Consider the following 14,034-nt stretch of genomic DNA (forward strand, 5'->3'; position numbering starts at 1 on the left):
GATGCAAGGCGCCCGCAACCCCGCGGCATAAGGCTTACCCCTGAATCCGTGAGCCCCTTGTCGGCGGATAGCACAAGTCATTGATCTGCCTGAGCTTCCCAAAAATCACCAGCGAACCTATGGGTGCGCTTCAGATTTTTGAAAATCTCATTCAGACCAAGCACTTGTACTCTCCATCCAACAGGAACTCACGAATTCAGGATACCGGAAGGTACGTCGTTGACGCGGGGGGAAGGGCAACACCGCAGATGGGCGTTTTGGGTCAGCCTGTCTGCCAGGCCTGGTAGAAGAACAGGCTGACAACGATGATGGTCAGGGAAATGCCGGAAAAAACCGCGCAGATTCCGGCCATGGTGAAGGCCACCCCCTTGTGGCGGGCGCGCCAGCTCATCCAGGCGACAACCCCCGAGACGGCGGCGATGGGAATGGAAAAAAACAGGAAGAACAGCACGTCGCAACCTCTTGTCTGAATCAGGCGGTGATGATTCCGTGGGTCGGAACGATAACACATCCGGTCCCCTGACAAAAGACCCCGGGTGCCGTCCCTGGTGCCGGGCGGGTTGTGAAACAGAGACCTGCGGAGGCAGCATGGCTGACAACGATTATTCGCCGGGTGTCCGTCGGTATGTTGAACAAGGGCGGCAGCAGCTTGCGGCCGCGGCCGCCGGACGGCAGAGGCTGCGGGGAATGAAGTTCGACACCCTGGCGGTTCACGGCTGCTACGGCATGGATGCCGCCCGGGAAAACCGGGGGAGCATCAACGAACCGCTCTATCTCAGTTCCGCGCAGCATTTTGAAAACAGTGACCACATGGAAGCGGCGCTGGCCTACCTGATGCCGTCCTGGACCTATTCCCGTATTGCCAATCCGACCTTGGGATACCTGGAAGAAACCCTTGCCCTGCTTGAGGGTTACGGGTTTCCCGGAGAAGTCTCCGCCTGTGCAGTCGCTTCGGGCATGGCCGCGATTTTTCTCGCCACCAATCCCCTGCTTGTCGTTCGGTGCCGGGGAGAAAAAATCAACCTGGTTGCCGGCAGTAAATGTTACGGCGGCACCTTCATGCTCTTCAGTGAGCGTTATGCCGCCGAGCGCGGCATCGATGTTCGCTGGGTCAGAAACCCCCTTGACCTGGACGAATGGCGGTCCCTGATCGATGCTCGGACCCGCTTCGTTTTTACTGAAATGCCCAGCAATCCTGGGCTGGCGGTCTGTGATATCGAGGCGTTGGCCGAACTGGCCCACGCCGTGGACGCACCATTAATCGTCGATTCGACGGTTGCCACGCCGGCGCTGCTCAGGCCTCTCTGCCTGGGGGCGGATATTGTCGTGCAGTCGGTCAGCAAGAGCCTTAATACTGGTGGACTGGCCATCGCCGGCGCCGTTATCGCCCGTCATCAGATCCCCGGCAAGGTCGGGCCGCCTGAATTGCGGGCTAACTATGCCGGTTACCTGAAACTGCTGCCGGGGCGGGATTTCGGTCCGGCGCTCAGCCCCTTCAACGCCCTGATGATTCTCAATGATCTGCGCACCCTGCGTGCCAAGATGGATCGCCTGAGCCGCAACGCCCTGCGGGTCGCGCGTTTCCTGCGGGATCACCCGCATGTTGAACGGGTCAGCTATCCGGGCCTGGCCGAGGATCCGGGGCATGCGCTGGCCTCACGCTGCATGTGGCTGGCCGATGGTGAGGATGATTACGGTGAGCCCGTCAATCGTTACGGCCACCTGCTGGCTTTCACCGTGCGCGGCGGTGTTGACAATGCAAGAAACATGTTCGACCGCCTGCGTCTGATCTGGCGTGCAACAGACCTTGGACGCATCAAGAGCATTGCCACCATCCCGGCGATCTCCACCCACCAGCAGCAGGGGGCGCAGGGACGTGATCTGGCCGGGATTGTCCCCAATCTGGTCCGTCTCAATGTCGGTGGCGAGCACCCTGACGACATTATTGCCGATCTCGACCAGGCCCTGGCGGATGGGTCGTCAACCTGAATCCCTGACGGGAGGAATAGAAAAATGCCCTTTGTCAATATCAAGCTGACCACGGGGGTCAGTACGGAGCAGAAGCAGAAATTGATCGCCGGCGTCACCGATCTGCTGGTGCGGGTGCTGAACAAGAATCCCGCTTCGACACATGTCGTCATCGAGGAGATCGATCCGGAAAACTGGGGGATAAGTGGTGAGAGTGTCGCCCGGTTGCGGCAGCGAAAGGAACCTGGCGTTTCCGGCAGCTGATTCAGGCCGCCTGAATCCGTGGGTTCAGGCCAGCGCTTCGGCCAGTTCCACCGCTTCATCGTCGATCCGGCACAACAGCTTCTCCAGCATCGACCGGTCCAGTCCCGTTGTCTGATTGATGCGGGTGGCCAGGGCGGGCTTGTCGATCGGGCCGGGTGCGTCCGTGATCAGCGAGGCGATATGGATGGCGAGGTCCAGGCCGTTTTCCAGCGCGAGGTGATGACGGCCGACATTTTCGATCAGCATTTCGGGAAAATCCCAGCGTTCGGCGATGCCGGCGCCGAGTTGCGGATGGGCGAGATCGAAATGATCCTTTTCCAACCCGGCCAGGTCGGTTTCATTCGACTGTTGCCACAATTGGTAAAGTTTGCGGTAGGGGTCTCCCTTGAGGCTGGCCATGACCGGGACGCCCATATCCTGCAACAGCCCGGCGGTAAAGGCTTCAGCCTGGGTCTGGGGATGCAGGATCTGGGCGAGTCCGCGCGCCAGGGCGGCTCTTCTGGCGGCGGAGAGCCAGAAACTCTGCATGTCGAACCAGCCGGGAACCAGCCCTCGGTCGAGACTTTCCTTGACGCCGACGCTGAGAACCAGTGACTCAAGCCGTGAGCGACCGAGCAGAGAGACCGCGTGCCGCAGGCTGCTGATTTTGTGGGAGAGGCCGAAGGCGACCGAGTTGACGGTGCGCAGCACCTTGACATGCAGTCCGGGATCGACTTCCAGATCACCGGCAATGTCCTGGATCGGTGCTTCCGGGTTGCGCAGTTTGGACAATACGGTGATCACCGGTCCCGGAAAACTCGGTAGTTCATAGCCGTTGAGGATCCGGTCAATATCACGATTGCTTTTGCGGCGGCGCAGCAGTTTCAACATCCGGTTAGTCTCCTCGTCGTGCCAGTTTGTTGCTGAAAATGGAGAGCAGCCCCCCGAGCATGATGTAGCCGATGGTCACCTCGGCCATGGCGACGATCTGCGCCGAGAGTCCCGCCGGGGTGACATCTCCGTAGCCGAGGGTGGTCAGAGTGACAACGCTGAAATAGAGGGGGGACAGCCAGGTGGCGTGATCACCGTAGTTGACATCGGTCAGGGTGAACAGCCAGGCAAAGAAGAAGGCCTGTATGCCGATCCAGAAACACCAGCGGAGCATGCTGCGTCCGCAGTCGCAGGTCAGCCACCAGGGGTAGTAGAGCAGGGCTGTCAGCCGGTTGTAGCTGCGGAACTCACGGATATAGTTCTGGTCGATGATTTCGCGCCGCATCAGGTAGGCTCCGGCGAAGTTGATGTCGCGGATATCGACGCCGACCCAGTTGGCGCGTTTGAATCCCTGCAGCCGTCGCAATCGTGCCCCCCGCAGGTCGGCATTGCTGAAGTTTGCGCCGCGGACGCAGGTCAGTGAGAGATCCGCCTGCTGCATATCGGCTTCGCTCAGGTCGCAGTGGGTCAGGGTCGCTTCGCGGATACGGGCCTGACGCAGATCAACGCAATGCAGGTTGGCGCCGCTTAGATTGGCGCGGCTGAAACTTGCTTCGTGCAGGTCCGCGCGGAACAGGCTGGCTTTTTCGAGCCGGGCCAGTCCGAATCCGGCTCGTCCCGCCCGGCAGCCTTCGAGATTGGCTCCGCTCAGGTAGGCCCCGGCAAATTCGGCCCCCTCCAGGTTCGCTTCGGCAAGGTTGGCTCCGCTGAGGTTGGTCCTGAAGAAACGCGTTCCGGCGAGGTTGGCCCCACTGAGGTCGATACCGGCCAGGTTGCGTCCGGAAAAGTCCCTGCCGGAAAGGTCTACACCGGGCAGCAGGTCGCCCGGTTGCGGGTCGACGATCGCCTCGGAGCTGGAAAGAACAGGGGCCTGATTCATGATGATGGATCTCCTGGAATTCATACCGCTCTGTTCAACGTTTCGACCGGAGGAGTGTTTTTCTTTACCCGGATCGATGCCGACGAGGCGATCTGACGCCCTGTATCTTCGGAACCTCGGTCCGTGACAGAAGTGGTGGCTATGGAAAGGTGCATATGGAGGAAAATTCTGCTAGATTGAACCTGATTCAGGTTAAAGCAGGGTTCCGAATCAAGTGATAAAAGCGGAGAACCCGGAACCTGATTGCGGCCGACCGTCAGCCATGTGCAGGAACACGCTTCATGAGTGAGCATTTCGAAGATTTTTTTGCTGAAGAACCGGAAGAAACCCTCTACCTGGTTCAGGAGGCCCTTGATCGCGGCGACAATGCCGTTGCCCTTGACCTGGCCGAGGCGTACCTGGAGGATCATCCCCTCTGCGTCGAGGCGATGAATCACTGCGCTGTCGCCGCCGCCAACCTCGGGGATCATCGCAAGGCCTTGGCACTCTACCGCAAGGCCCTCCAGCTTGATCCGCGCAACGGGGCCATTCATCACAACTATGGTGTTTTGGCCGAGCGGCTGGGCCGTTACCGTGAGGCCTATGAACACCTGTGGCGGTCCCTGGAGTTGCAGCCCGATTTTCCTGAAGCCTATATCAATCTCGGCAATGTGCTGGATGAACTGGATCGGACCGAGGAGGCCCTGCAGATGTATCTGCGGGCCCTGCACCGCCTGCCCGAATCACCCGATATCCTCTACAACATCGGTTATGCCCTGAACCGCCTGCAGCGGCATGGCGAAGCCGGTGACTATTTCGACCGGGCCCTGCGGTTGGCTCCTGACGATCCCGCCTGCCACAATGGCCGCGGTTACGCCCTGGCCGGACTGGGGCGGGACGAGGAGGCTCTCGTCAGTTATGCCGAGGCGATCGCCCGTGATCCGGAAATCGCTTCCTATCATTACAATCGTGGGCTTTCCCTGGTGCGGTTACAGCGTCAGGACGAGGCGCTGCAGGCTTTTTCCCGGGTTCTGGAGCTGGATGGCGGGTTCTTCGAGGCCTATATCGAACGAGCCCATCTGCTGGCGTCAAGGGGCGAGTTGACGAGGGCCCTGGAGGATCTGGCGGCGGCGGAACGGATCGACCCCGACAGTCCCGACCCGAGTTTTTACCGGGCGATGGTTTTTGAACGCCGGGGAGATGTGTCCGGCGCCCTGGCGGCACTCGAAGAAAGTTTGCGGCTTGATCCTGACTCTCTCTTCATTCTCAACAACAAGGGAAACCTGTTGATGGATATGGGTCGCCTGGATGAAGCCCTGAAGTGTTTTGATGCCATTCTTGAGCGCTCCGACCGTTATCCGCTCGCTCTCTACAACCGTGCCTGCGTCATGGCTCTGCAGGGCAAGGTCCGCGAGGCGGTCAAGACGCTCGGCCAGGCCGTGGAGCAGGATGTCCATTTCCTCGAAGATGCCCTGGACGATCCCGATTTCGACGGTATCCGTCAGGTGCCTTCCTTTGCCCGCCTGATCAGGAGATACGAGGCCCCGTGAATTCATCCGTGAGATTGCCGGTGCAGGGTATGCGTTGCGGTAAATGCGTTGCCCGTCTGACCGATATCCTTCAGCAGCAGCCGGGAGTTGAACAGGTCGATGTCGATCTCGCCGCCGCCTGCGCCCGCCTGCAGTACGACCCGCGACAGACCGATCCGGAACGCCTGGCGGCGGTGGTTGTGGAGGCCGGTTTCCGGGTTGAAGAGGCGCCATCCGAAGAATCCCGGTCGGCTGAGCCCGACCGGGAGACCGGTCTCCCGGTCGGGTCCGCGACCGAGTCGATTCAGCTGCCGCTCTACGGTATGAGCTGCAGCAACTGCGCCCGTTCGATCGAAAAAGGGGTCAGCCGGATTGCCGGGGTCATTTCGGCTGAGGTTAATTTTGCTCTCGAAAGCCTGTCCGTAGAATGGCATCCGGCGGAGGTCGATGTCGCCACTATCCGCGCGGTCATTCGTGAGTTGGGGTTCCGGGCCGGGCAACCGGCCACCATGACCCGTCCCGGTGAACTCAGCTTCGCTGTCAGCGGCATGCACTGTGCCAGTTGCGCCCGTACTATTGAGGACAAACTCTCCACGCTCCCCGGCCTGCGCCGGGTCCGGGTCAACCTGGCGGATGATTCAGCCAGTGTCGGTTTCGATCCGCGGCAACTCTCCGAAGAGGAGATCCTCGATGCCGTGCGCCAGGCCGGGTATACACCGATCGTTGATGACAGCGCCGAACGTCAGGCTGGTGAGGACCGCCGTCAGTTGCAGTGGCTGCTGTTCTCCGCCGCCCTGTCGCTGCCGATCATGCCGCTGATGTGGGTCCCGCTGTTCGGGACCGGGACCCTCTACCTGATCGCCCTGCTTTCCAGCCTGGTGCAGTTCAGCGCCGGCCTGACCTTTTATCGCGGTGCCTGGCATTCGTTGCGCAACCGATCGAGCAACATGGATGTCCTGGTCGCCCTCGGCATCAGTGCCGCCTACGGCTATTCGCTGCTTTCCCTGTTCGGCCTGCTGGGGGCGGACAGCCCGGTCTTTTTCGAAACCAGCGCCATGCTGATCACCTTTATCCGCTTCGGCAAATGGCTCGAATCCCGGGCCAAGGGCAAGGCCGGCAGGGCTCTGCGGGAACTGCTCGACCTGCAGCCGCAGCAGGCGCGTCTGCTGGTCAAGGAACGTGAGAAGGAGATTCCTGCGGCGCTGGTTGAAGTCGGGGACCTGCTGGTGGTCAAGGCCGGGGAAAAGATCCCGGTCGACGGCGTCGTGGTGGAAGGGGAGTCGGCGGTTGACGAGTCGTTGCTGACCGGTGAATCGGTGCCGGTCGCCAAGGGGTCCGGTGATGTCGTGACCGGCGGCACGATCAGCCGCAACGGCAGGCTGCTGGTGGAAGCGAAACGGGTCGGTACCGAGACCGCCCTGGCCCAGATTGTCGCCCTGGTATCCGCCGCCCAGGCGGATAAGGCACCGATTCAGCGGTTGGCCGACCGGGTTTCCAATGTCTTCGTGCCGACGGTGGTCGGTCTGTCGGTGCTGACTTTTCTGGGCTGGTATTTTGTTTTCGACGCCGGTTTTCTGTTCGCCTTCCAGACCTCCGTCGCGGTGCTGGTCATTGCCTGTCCCTGCGCCCTCGGCCTGGCGACCCCGACGGCTATCATGGTCGGCAGCGCGGTCGGTCTGAAGGCCGGGATCCTGTTCAAAAAGGCTTCGGTGCTGGAAAATATCTCCCGGCTGGAGGTCATCCTGCTCGACAAGACCGGTACTCTCACCAGCGGTGATTTCGCTGTCGCCGAGGTTCGTGCCGCGGCGGAAAGTGATGAAAACGAACTGCTGCGGATTGCCGCCAGTCTTGAGTCCGCCAGCAATCATCCGCTGGCCGCGGCGGTGGTGCGGCGGGCCGAAGAGGCGGGCCTGTCCCTTTCCGCGGTGACCGAGGTCATGGAACACGGCGGGCACGGCCTGGTTGGGCGGATTGAGGGTCGCCTGGTCGCCGCCGGAAACGCGCAACTGATGCGGCAGCAGGAGGTCGAGGTCGAGACCTGGTCAGCTCTGGGGGAAGAGTGGTCCTCTGCCGGCAGGTCACTGATCTACGTTGCTCGTGACGGCCGTCTGCTCGGACTGATGGGGTTGGCCGACAGTCTCAAGAGTGATTCGGTTGCCGCTGTCAGCGCGCTTCGCCGCCTTGGGCTGAAGACCGTCCTGCTGACCGGAGACCGCCGCGAGGTGGCTGAAACGGTTGCCGAACAGGTCGGAGTCGACGCTGTCGAGGCGGAGGTTCGCCCTGATCAGAAACTGGATGTGGTTCGTCGTTACCAGCAGCAGGGCGCGCAGGTCGGCATGGTCGGGGACGGCATCAATGACGCTCCGGCGCTGGCAGCGGCCGATGTCGGCATCGCCGTTGGCGGCGGCACCGACGTTGCCAAGGAAACCGGCGATCTGGTGCTGGTGCGCGGCGCGGTACGGGATGTCGAACGCGCCATCCGTCTGGGGCGGAAGACCCTGAACAAAATCCGCCAGAACCTGTTCTGGGCCTTTTTCTACAACCTGGTCGGTATCCCCCTCGCGGCCGGAGTCTTCTATCCGTTCTTCGGCTGGTTGCTGCGGCCGGAATTCGCCGGCCTGGCGATGGCCTTTTCCAGTGTTTCGGTGGTCAGCAACAGCCTGTTGCTGAAACGTTATGCCCGCCGCATGGAGAATGACTCTTGAGTCGCCGCCTGCTGGTCGGAGTCATCGGCGCCGGCAGCATCGATGTCGCCGGCGCGGCATTGGCCGAGGAGATCGGTCGCCGTCTGGCCGACTCCGGGGCGGTGCTGGTCTGCGGCGGGCTCGGCGGAGTCATGGCCGCCGCCTGTCGCGGCGCCGCTGGGGCCGGAGGGGAGACCATCGGGTTGCTGCCCGGCAGTGATGCCGACAGTGCCAACGACGATGTTTCAATCGCCCTGCCGACCGGACTGGGACACGCGCGCAACGTGATGATCGCCCAGGTGAGCCGGGTTCTGATTGCCGTTGAAGGGGAGTATGGTACTCTTTCCGAGATAGCCATCGGACTGAAGTTGGGAAAACCGGTTGTCGTCCTCGGCCGTTGGGCCGGCCTGACGGGGGTCCACCGGGTCGAGACCGCCGCTGAAGCCGTCGAGCTGGCTCTGCGTCTGGCCGTCGAATCGCGGCCGGCTGATTTGAACCTGTCCTGATCAGGTTCATGATTGGATGAACCTGAATCATCAGGTTGAAGGGAAGAACGCTGGATCTGACACGTTCGAAAGAATTTTCCGGCCAGTTTCTTGACTGGGTGCGGGGCAAGGGGAATGTGTTGATTGTCGCCCATGACAATCCTGATCCCGATTCCCTGGCGGGGGCCATGGCCCTGAAGCACCTGCTGCTTAAGACCACCGGCCAGGATGCTACCATCACCTACGGCGGTATCATCGGCCGGGGTGAAAACCGCACCATGGCCGAATTGCTGGAAATCGACACGGTTCATTTCGACCATATCGACCTTGATTCCTTCCAGGTTATCTGTCTGGTCGATACCCAGCCGGGTACCGGCAACAATTCTTTTCCGGAAGACCGCGCCGTTCATCTGGTGATCGATCATCATCCGATCCGTGATGCCTGTTCAACCTGCCGCTGGGTCGATATCCGTGAAAACTTCGGGGCTTCCGCGACTATCCTGCTCGAATATCTGCTGGCCAACGACATCAGTTTCGGCACCAAGCTGGCGACTATTCTTTTCTATGCCATCAAGTCCGAGACCCAGGACCTCGGTCGTGACTGGGTCAAGGCTGACCGGGAGGCCTATCTCTACCTGCTTCCCCTGGCCAACAACCGCATCCTCTACCGCATTACCCATCCCAAGGTGCCTCGTCAGTATTTTTTTTCCTACAACCGGGCGATTGAAAACTCACGTCTTTTCGACGATGTGCTGGTTTTCAACCTTTATGCCATTGACAACCCGGATATTGTCGCCGAAATGGCCGATTTTCTGTTGCGCATGGAAGGCGTCGAGGTGGTCCTCGGCATGGGGCAGTACCAGGGGGAGGAAGTCGTTTCCCTGCGTACCAGTCAACCGGAGATCATTGCCGGTGAGGCGATTCGGGTGGTTTTGAACGGGCTCGGAACCGCCGGCGGACACCACACCACAGCCGGCGGTCAGATCAAGCCGATGGTCGGCAACCAGGCGGTGCAGCGGGAACTGGAAAACAGCCTGACCCGGAGGCTGCTCGAGTATCTGGGACGGAAACCGGGCCGGGGCAGGCCCCTGATCCAGGCGTAGAAGCCTCGGGCGGCAGTGGCGTTGACAGTCCCGTACGGGCCAAGGTATAACCAATCGGTCCAGCTCCAGGATTCAGACCCGTAAATACACCCTTCCAGTTGTGGGCAAAGCATGTCAAGCCGGATTCAGTTCCTTATCCTTTCAATCCTGTTCCTCTGCCTGTCCAGCCCCGGCTATGCCGCGGTTGAGATTGCCTGGAGTGGGCAAAAGCCGAAACTGATCAACGAGGTCTACAATCGTGATGGCGTCGCCTATCTGGCCATCGACGATGTCATGCGGGCGCTGCGGCTGAAGGGGCGCTGGTATTCTGTTGATCACCGCTACCGTTTCCGGACACCGATGGGCAAGGCCTCTCTTTTCCCGGGGGGAGCCTATCTGCGGGTCGGTGACCAGTTTATTCCGCTTGATCATCCGCCTCGTTTCATCGACGGTCGGTTGCGTGTTCCCGAAGATTTTGTCCTCGTCCAGCTTCCCGCCCTGACCGGGAATTCGGTTTATTATCGCAACCTCAATCCTGTCGGTGAAGTCAAGTCGCCGGGTGACGAAAGTGCCCTTGACCAGTTGTTCGCTTTTTTGCTGCGTAAGAAAAACCGTCAGGAAGTCAGTCATCTGCGTGCAATCGCCATCGATGTCGGGCACGGTGGAAGCGACAGCGGCGTGATTGGGCTTACCGGCGTCAAGGAAAAGGATGTGGTTCTTGAGTTCGCCGGACAGCTTGAGAAGCTGATCAAGATGCGTCTCGGCATTCCGGTTTACCTGAGCCGGGACGGTGATTATACCCTGGACCGGAAACATCGATTGCAGGCGGTTTCCAAGCCTGATGTCGATGCCTACCTGATTCTTCATGCCCAAGGGCATTTCACTCCCGCCGCCCACGGTGTTGAGCTTTATGTGCGCCCGGTCGCGGCGACGGCTGACGACAGGTTGCGGGCCGGGGATGTGGATGACAGCACCCGCCTGGCGCTCGATGCCCGCCAGGCGCTGCTCGATGAAGGTTTTACCGTGGCGGAGGTTCATTCGGCCAACCTGCTGCCCCTCGGCCGGGGGGATCTGCCGACCGTAATGATTGAACTCGGATACCTGAGCAATGCCGATGATCTGGCACTTCTCAAGGATGGCGAAGCGCGGCAGATGCTGGCGGAGGCCATCTTCGACGGGTTGAAAAAATACGATGATGATACGAGGAGTAAGAAGTGACGGATGGAATAACGCGCTGTGATAAACGTGACGTCGACCAGCTTCGAGAGGTCGATTTCGAGATTGGTTTCAACCGATATGCCGAAGGTTCGGTGCTGGTCAGTTTCGGGGCGACCCGGGTGCTGTGCAATGCCACCGTCGAAGAAAAAGTCCCGCCGTTCATGCGCGGTGAGGGACGTGGTTGGGTGACGGCAGAATATGCCATGTTGCCGCGTGCCACCCACAGCCGCTCGGCCCGTGAATCGGTGCGTGGCAGAATCGGCGGCCGGACCCATGAAATTCAACGCCTTATAGGTCGTTCACTGCGGGCCGTGGTTGACCTCAACCTGCTCGGTGAGAGGACCATCCAGATCGACTGCGATGTCCTGCAGGCCGATGGAGGCACCCGTACCGCCTCGATTACCGGAGCCTATGTTGCGCTGGTGACCGCGCTGCGTAAGCTGCAGCGTGAAGGGTTGCTCAGCGAAGATCCCCTGCGTGACAGTGTTTCCGCGGTCAGTGTCGGCATCGTCGCCGGTGTGCCGATGCTTGATCTCTGCTACGAGGAAGATGCCCGGGCCGATGTTGACATGAACTTCGTCGTGACCGGCCGCGGGAAGTTTATCGAAGTTCAGGGGACCGCCGAGGCGGAACCTTTCAGTGTCGACCAGTTGCGGCAGCTGCAGGAACTGGCCCTGGCCGGATGTCGCCGCCTGGGTGAATTGCAGGCCGAGGCCCTGGGGGATCGATTGTGAAACTGGTGGTCGCGACTGGAAACGCCGGTAAGCTGAAGGAAATCCGCCGGTTGCTCGCCGATCGGGCGATCGAGGTTTTGAGCCTGGCCGATTTCGACAATCTGCCCGAGATTGTTGAAGACGGTGAAACCTTCGCCGCGAATGCCGAGAAAAAAGCCCGTATCATCGCCGAGGCCACCGGTCTGCTGACCCTGGCTGATGATTCCGGGTTGACCGTGGCGGCCCTGAACGGGGCTCCCGGAGTGCGTTCGGCGCGTTTCGCCGGAGAGAATGCCGGTGACGCCGACAATAACCGGAAGCTGCTGAATCAATTACAGGGTGTTGCGGGCGACCGGCGTCAGGCGGCCTTTGTCTGCTCCATGGTCCTTTGTTCGCCGGCGGGTGACTGTCGCTGTTTTGATGGTAAACTCGAAGGAAGGATTCTTGAAGAACCGCGAGGCCGTGGCGGATTTGGTTATGACCCCCTGTTCTGGGTCGATGAGCAGGAAGCGACACTGGCTGAACTGCCTCTCGACATCAAAAATCGTATCAGTCACCGGGGACAGGCATTACGAGCCCTGATCGACAGCCTCTGAAACCAGTTGGCAGGACGGAAGACAAACGAATGCGATACTCCCTTTTGCGGGCCGGGTTGCTGCTCTGCCTGTTGTTGCTGCTGACCGGATGTGAACAGTTTCTGCCGGCGTCCCAGAAACAGATGCGGGAGGCGATCAAGGCCGGGGAACAGGCGGAGCGCTCCGAGGAGAAGGCCTGGGCCCTGGTACTGCGTATGGAAGAGTTGGAGCGGCGAATGGAAAAAATGTCGCAGCGGATGGAACAGGCGACCGACCGTGCCGAAGCCGCTGCCGACCGGGCGGAAAAGGCCGTTGCGGAATTGGAGAAGAAGAGCCGGACAATCAACGCCGAGGCCAGGGCCGCGGCCGACGAGGCCCGCAAGCAGGCGATACGGGCCGCTGACGAAGTCAGCCGCATCGAAGACCAGGAGGGGCGGGCCCTGCAACAGGTGCTGGAGTTCCTGCGCGAGCTCGGCTACAAACCCTGACTGGTGCGTGGGGGCGGCCGATACGCACGCATCTGCTGCGTTGCTCGCACCTTCAGTCGCTGCGGAGTAGCTGCCGCTACACCTCACTCCTTCAGGTGTGAGACGCCTTGCATCTACGCACGTCTCGACCGCCTCGAGACTTTGCGTGGGTGGGGTAAGTGTGAATTGTGTTGCGCAACCCGCGTATTGCGATTTTACTTTTCCTCGAACCTCGAACCTCGAACCTCGAACCTCGAACCTCGAACCTCGAACCTCGAACCTCGAACCTCGAACCTCGAACCTCGAACCTCGAACCTTTCTCACGAACTTCTCAGCCGGAAATGAACCGGCACCGTCACTTCTCCGGCAATTTTTGTCTCTCCCCTGCTGGCCGGGCGAAAACGCCATCTGCGGATCTGTTTCAACGCTGAGCGATCAAGAACCCGGTGTCCGGATGACCGTTCCAGCCGGGTTTTGACCACCCGACCGGAAGGATCGACCGACACCCGAACCAGGACGTCTCCCTGCCAGCCCCGTTGCCGGGCGAGGGGTGGGTAGCGTGGGCGCGGATTGTCGAGGTAGGTCGGTGCGATGACGGCGGCCTGCGGCTGAGATGCCGTTGTGGAGACGGTTTCCGGCGGGGGCGCGGGAGACGGTACCCGGCTTTCGCTTATCTTCACCGGCGCGGTCGATGGTTGCTTTTCACCGTGGGGGGATGTTGTCGACCGGGTTATTGCCGGCAGCTGGGGGATCTGTTGTCCGGCCGTCCTGAAGGATTCAGACGGCTGCCGGGTGACGACCGGGTCCGGAGTTGTGTCAGCAGTTCTTTTTTCGACGGGCCCGTTTGTTTCGGCTGCACTTTTTTCTGTCGGGGACTTCCGGTCGTTCTCTTTTGCCGAAGGCTGCGTCGCCGCGACTTTGGTGCGGGGTTGAGGCGGGCGATGTGCGTTTTGAGCCGGTGTGTTGCGACGACTGGTGGCGGGGTGCGGCAATATTTTCCGAAGACCGACCCGGATGGTCTGCTCCTGTGGACGGGGGTTCGGTACCTCGACCCCGGGCAGGGAGAGAAACAGCAGATGCCCGGCAATAGAAAGCAGCAACGCTATGGCCAGTCGGCGGCCCTGGGTGCCGTTGTCGGTGTAAGAACTCATTTGCCGCATGTCCCGCCTTGACAGAGTCTCTACTGAATGCGTGGGTTGTTTATAGGGCAATTCCCTTTCC

General features: G+C 60.7%; 14 protein-coding genes. 10 read left to right on the forward strand and 4 right to left on the reverse strand.

Annotated elements, in window-relative coordinates:
* Positions 1 to 262: 262 nt before the first annotated feature.
* Entirely contained in the window at positions 263 to 451 is a 189-nt protein-coding gene (locus tag C2E25_RS12370; protein ID WP_085008985.1) for a hypothetical protein, read from the reverse strand.
* A gap of 137 nt (positions 452 to 588) precedes the next feature.
* Here C2E25_RS12370 and C2E25_RS12375 point away from each other — a divergent pair, with 137 nt between their 5' ends.
* Both C2E25_RS12375 and C2E25_RS12380 read left to right on the forward strand, forming a co-directional pair.
* A complete protein-coding gene (locus tag C2E25_RS12375) occupies positions 589 to 1,989 on the forward strand; it encodes a PLP-dependent transferase (RefSeq protein ID WP_103116045.1) in 1,401 nt (466 codons plus the stop codon).
* A gap of 24 nt (positions 1,990 to 2,013) precedes the next feature.
* Positions 2,014 to 2,232 (forward strand): tautomerase family protein, encoded by a 219-nt coding sequence (locus tag C2E25_RS12380; protein ID WP_103116046.1) that lies wholly within the window; start codon positions 2,014 to 2,016, stop codon positions 2,230 to 2,232.
* 24 nt (positions 2,233 to 2,256) lie between these two features.
* Here C2E25_RS12380 and C2E25_RS12385 read toward each other — a convergent pair whose 3' ends face one another.
* Both C2E25_RS12385 and C2E25_RS12390 read right to left on the reverse strand, forming a co-directional pair.
* Positions 2,257 to 3,102: an HDOD domain-containing protein gene (locus C2E25_RS12385; RefSeq protein ID WP_103116047.1), complete on the reverse strand. Its 846-nt coding sequence runs from the start codon at positions 3,100 to 3,102 to the stop codon at positions 2,257 to 2,259.
* A 4-nt stretch (positions 3,103 to 3,106) separates the two neighbouring features.
* Positions 3,107 to 4,081 (reverse strand): pentapeptide repeat-containing protein, encoded by a 975-nt coding sequence (locus C2E25_RS12390; protein ID WP_158247251.1) that lies wholly within the window; start codon positions 4,079 to 4,081, stop codon positions 3,107 to 3,109.
* Positions 4,082 to 4,362: 281 nt separating this feature from the next.
* Here C2E25_RS12390 and C2E25_RS12395 point away from each other — a divergent pair, with 281 nt between their 5' ends.
* The 8 genes from C2E25_RS12395 to C2E25_RS12430 all read left to right on the forward strand — a co-directional run bounded on the left by C2E25_RS12395 (position 4,363) and on the right by C2E25_RS12430 (position 12,834).
* Positions 4,363 to 5,610, forward strand: coding sequence for a tetratricopeptide repeat protein (locus C2E25_RS12395; RefSeq protein WP_103116049.1), 1,248 nt, complete (start codon positions 4,363 to 4,365; stop codon positions 5,608 to 5,610).
* Positions 5,607 to 8,294, forward strand: a complete 2,688-nt coding sequence (locus tag C2E25_RS12400) for a heavy metal translocating P-type ATPase (protein WP_199177428.1) — start codon at positions 5,607 to 5,609, stop codon at positions 8,292 to 8,294. Before C2E25_RS12395 ends, C2E25_RS12400 begins: the two co-directional genes overlap by 4 nt.
* The gene (locus C2E25_RS12405) at positions 8,291 to 8,779 is read left to right on the forward strand and encodes a TIGR00725 family protein (protein WP_103116050.1); all 489 of its coding nucleotides are present in this window, start codon (positions 8,291 to 8,293) and stop codon (positions 8,777 to 8,779) included. The genes C2E25_RS12400 and C2E25_RS12405 overlap by 4 nt, the downstream gene beginning before the upstream one ends.
* Before the next feature lie 35 nt (positions 8,780 to 8,814).
* Positions 8,815 to 9,861, forward strand: coding sequence for a DHH family phosphoesterase (locus C2E25_RS12410; protein WP_233189422.1), 1,047 nt, complete (start codon positions 8,815 to 8,817; stop codon positions 9,859 to 9,861).
* Positions 9,862 to 9,972: 111 nt separating this feature from the next.
* Positions 9,973 to 11,058 (forward strand): N-acetylmuramoyl-L-alanine amidase, encoded by a 1,086-nt coding sequence (locus C2E25_RS12415; protein ID WP_103116051.1) that lies wholly within the window; start codon positions 9,973 to 9,975, stop codon positions 11,056 to 11,058.
* A complete protein-coding gene (gene rph / locus C2E25_RS12420; protein WP_332882180.1) occupies positions 11,055 to 11,792 on the forward strand; it encodes a ribonuclease PH in 738 nt (245 codons plus the stop codon). Before C2E25_RS12415 ends, rph begins: the two co-directional genes overlap by 4 nt.
* Positions 11,786 to 12,367 carry an XTP/dITP diphosphatase gene (locus tag C2E25_RS12425; protein WP_103116052.1) on the forward strand — a complete coding sequence of 194 codons (582 nt, stop codon included), beginning with the start codon at positions 11,786 to 11,788 and terminating at the stop codon, positions 12,365 to 12,367. Before rph ends, C2E25_RS12425 begins: the two co-directional genes overlap by 7 nt.
* Positions 12,368 to 12,396: 29 nt before the next feature.
* Positions 12,397 to 12,834 carry a hypothetical protein gene (locus C2E25_RS12430; protein ID WP_103116053.1) on the forward strand — a complete coding sequence of 146 codons (438 nt, stop codon included), beginning with the start codon at positions 12,397 to 12,399 and terminating at the stop codon, positions 12,832 to 12,834.
* A gap of 299 nt (positions 12,835 to 13,133) precedes the next feature.
* Here the strand turns inward: C2E25_RS12430 and C2E25_RS12435 are convergent, their stop codons facing one another.
* A complete protein-coding gene (locus C2E25_RS12435; RefSeq protein ID WP_158247252.1) occupies positions 13,134 to 13,964 on the reverse strand; it encodes an energy transducer TonB in 831 nt (276 codons plus the stop codon).
* Positions 13,965 to 14,034: the final 70 nt, after the last annotated feature.

This window comes from Geothermobacter hydrogeniphilus (genome assembly GCF_002898515.1).
Taxonomy (GTDB): domain Bacteria; phylum Desulfobacterota; class Desulfuromonadia; order Desulfuromonadales; family Geothermobacteraceae; genus Geothermobacter_A.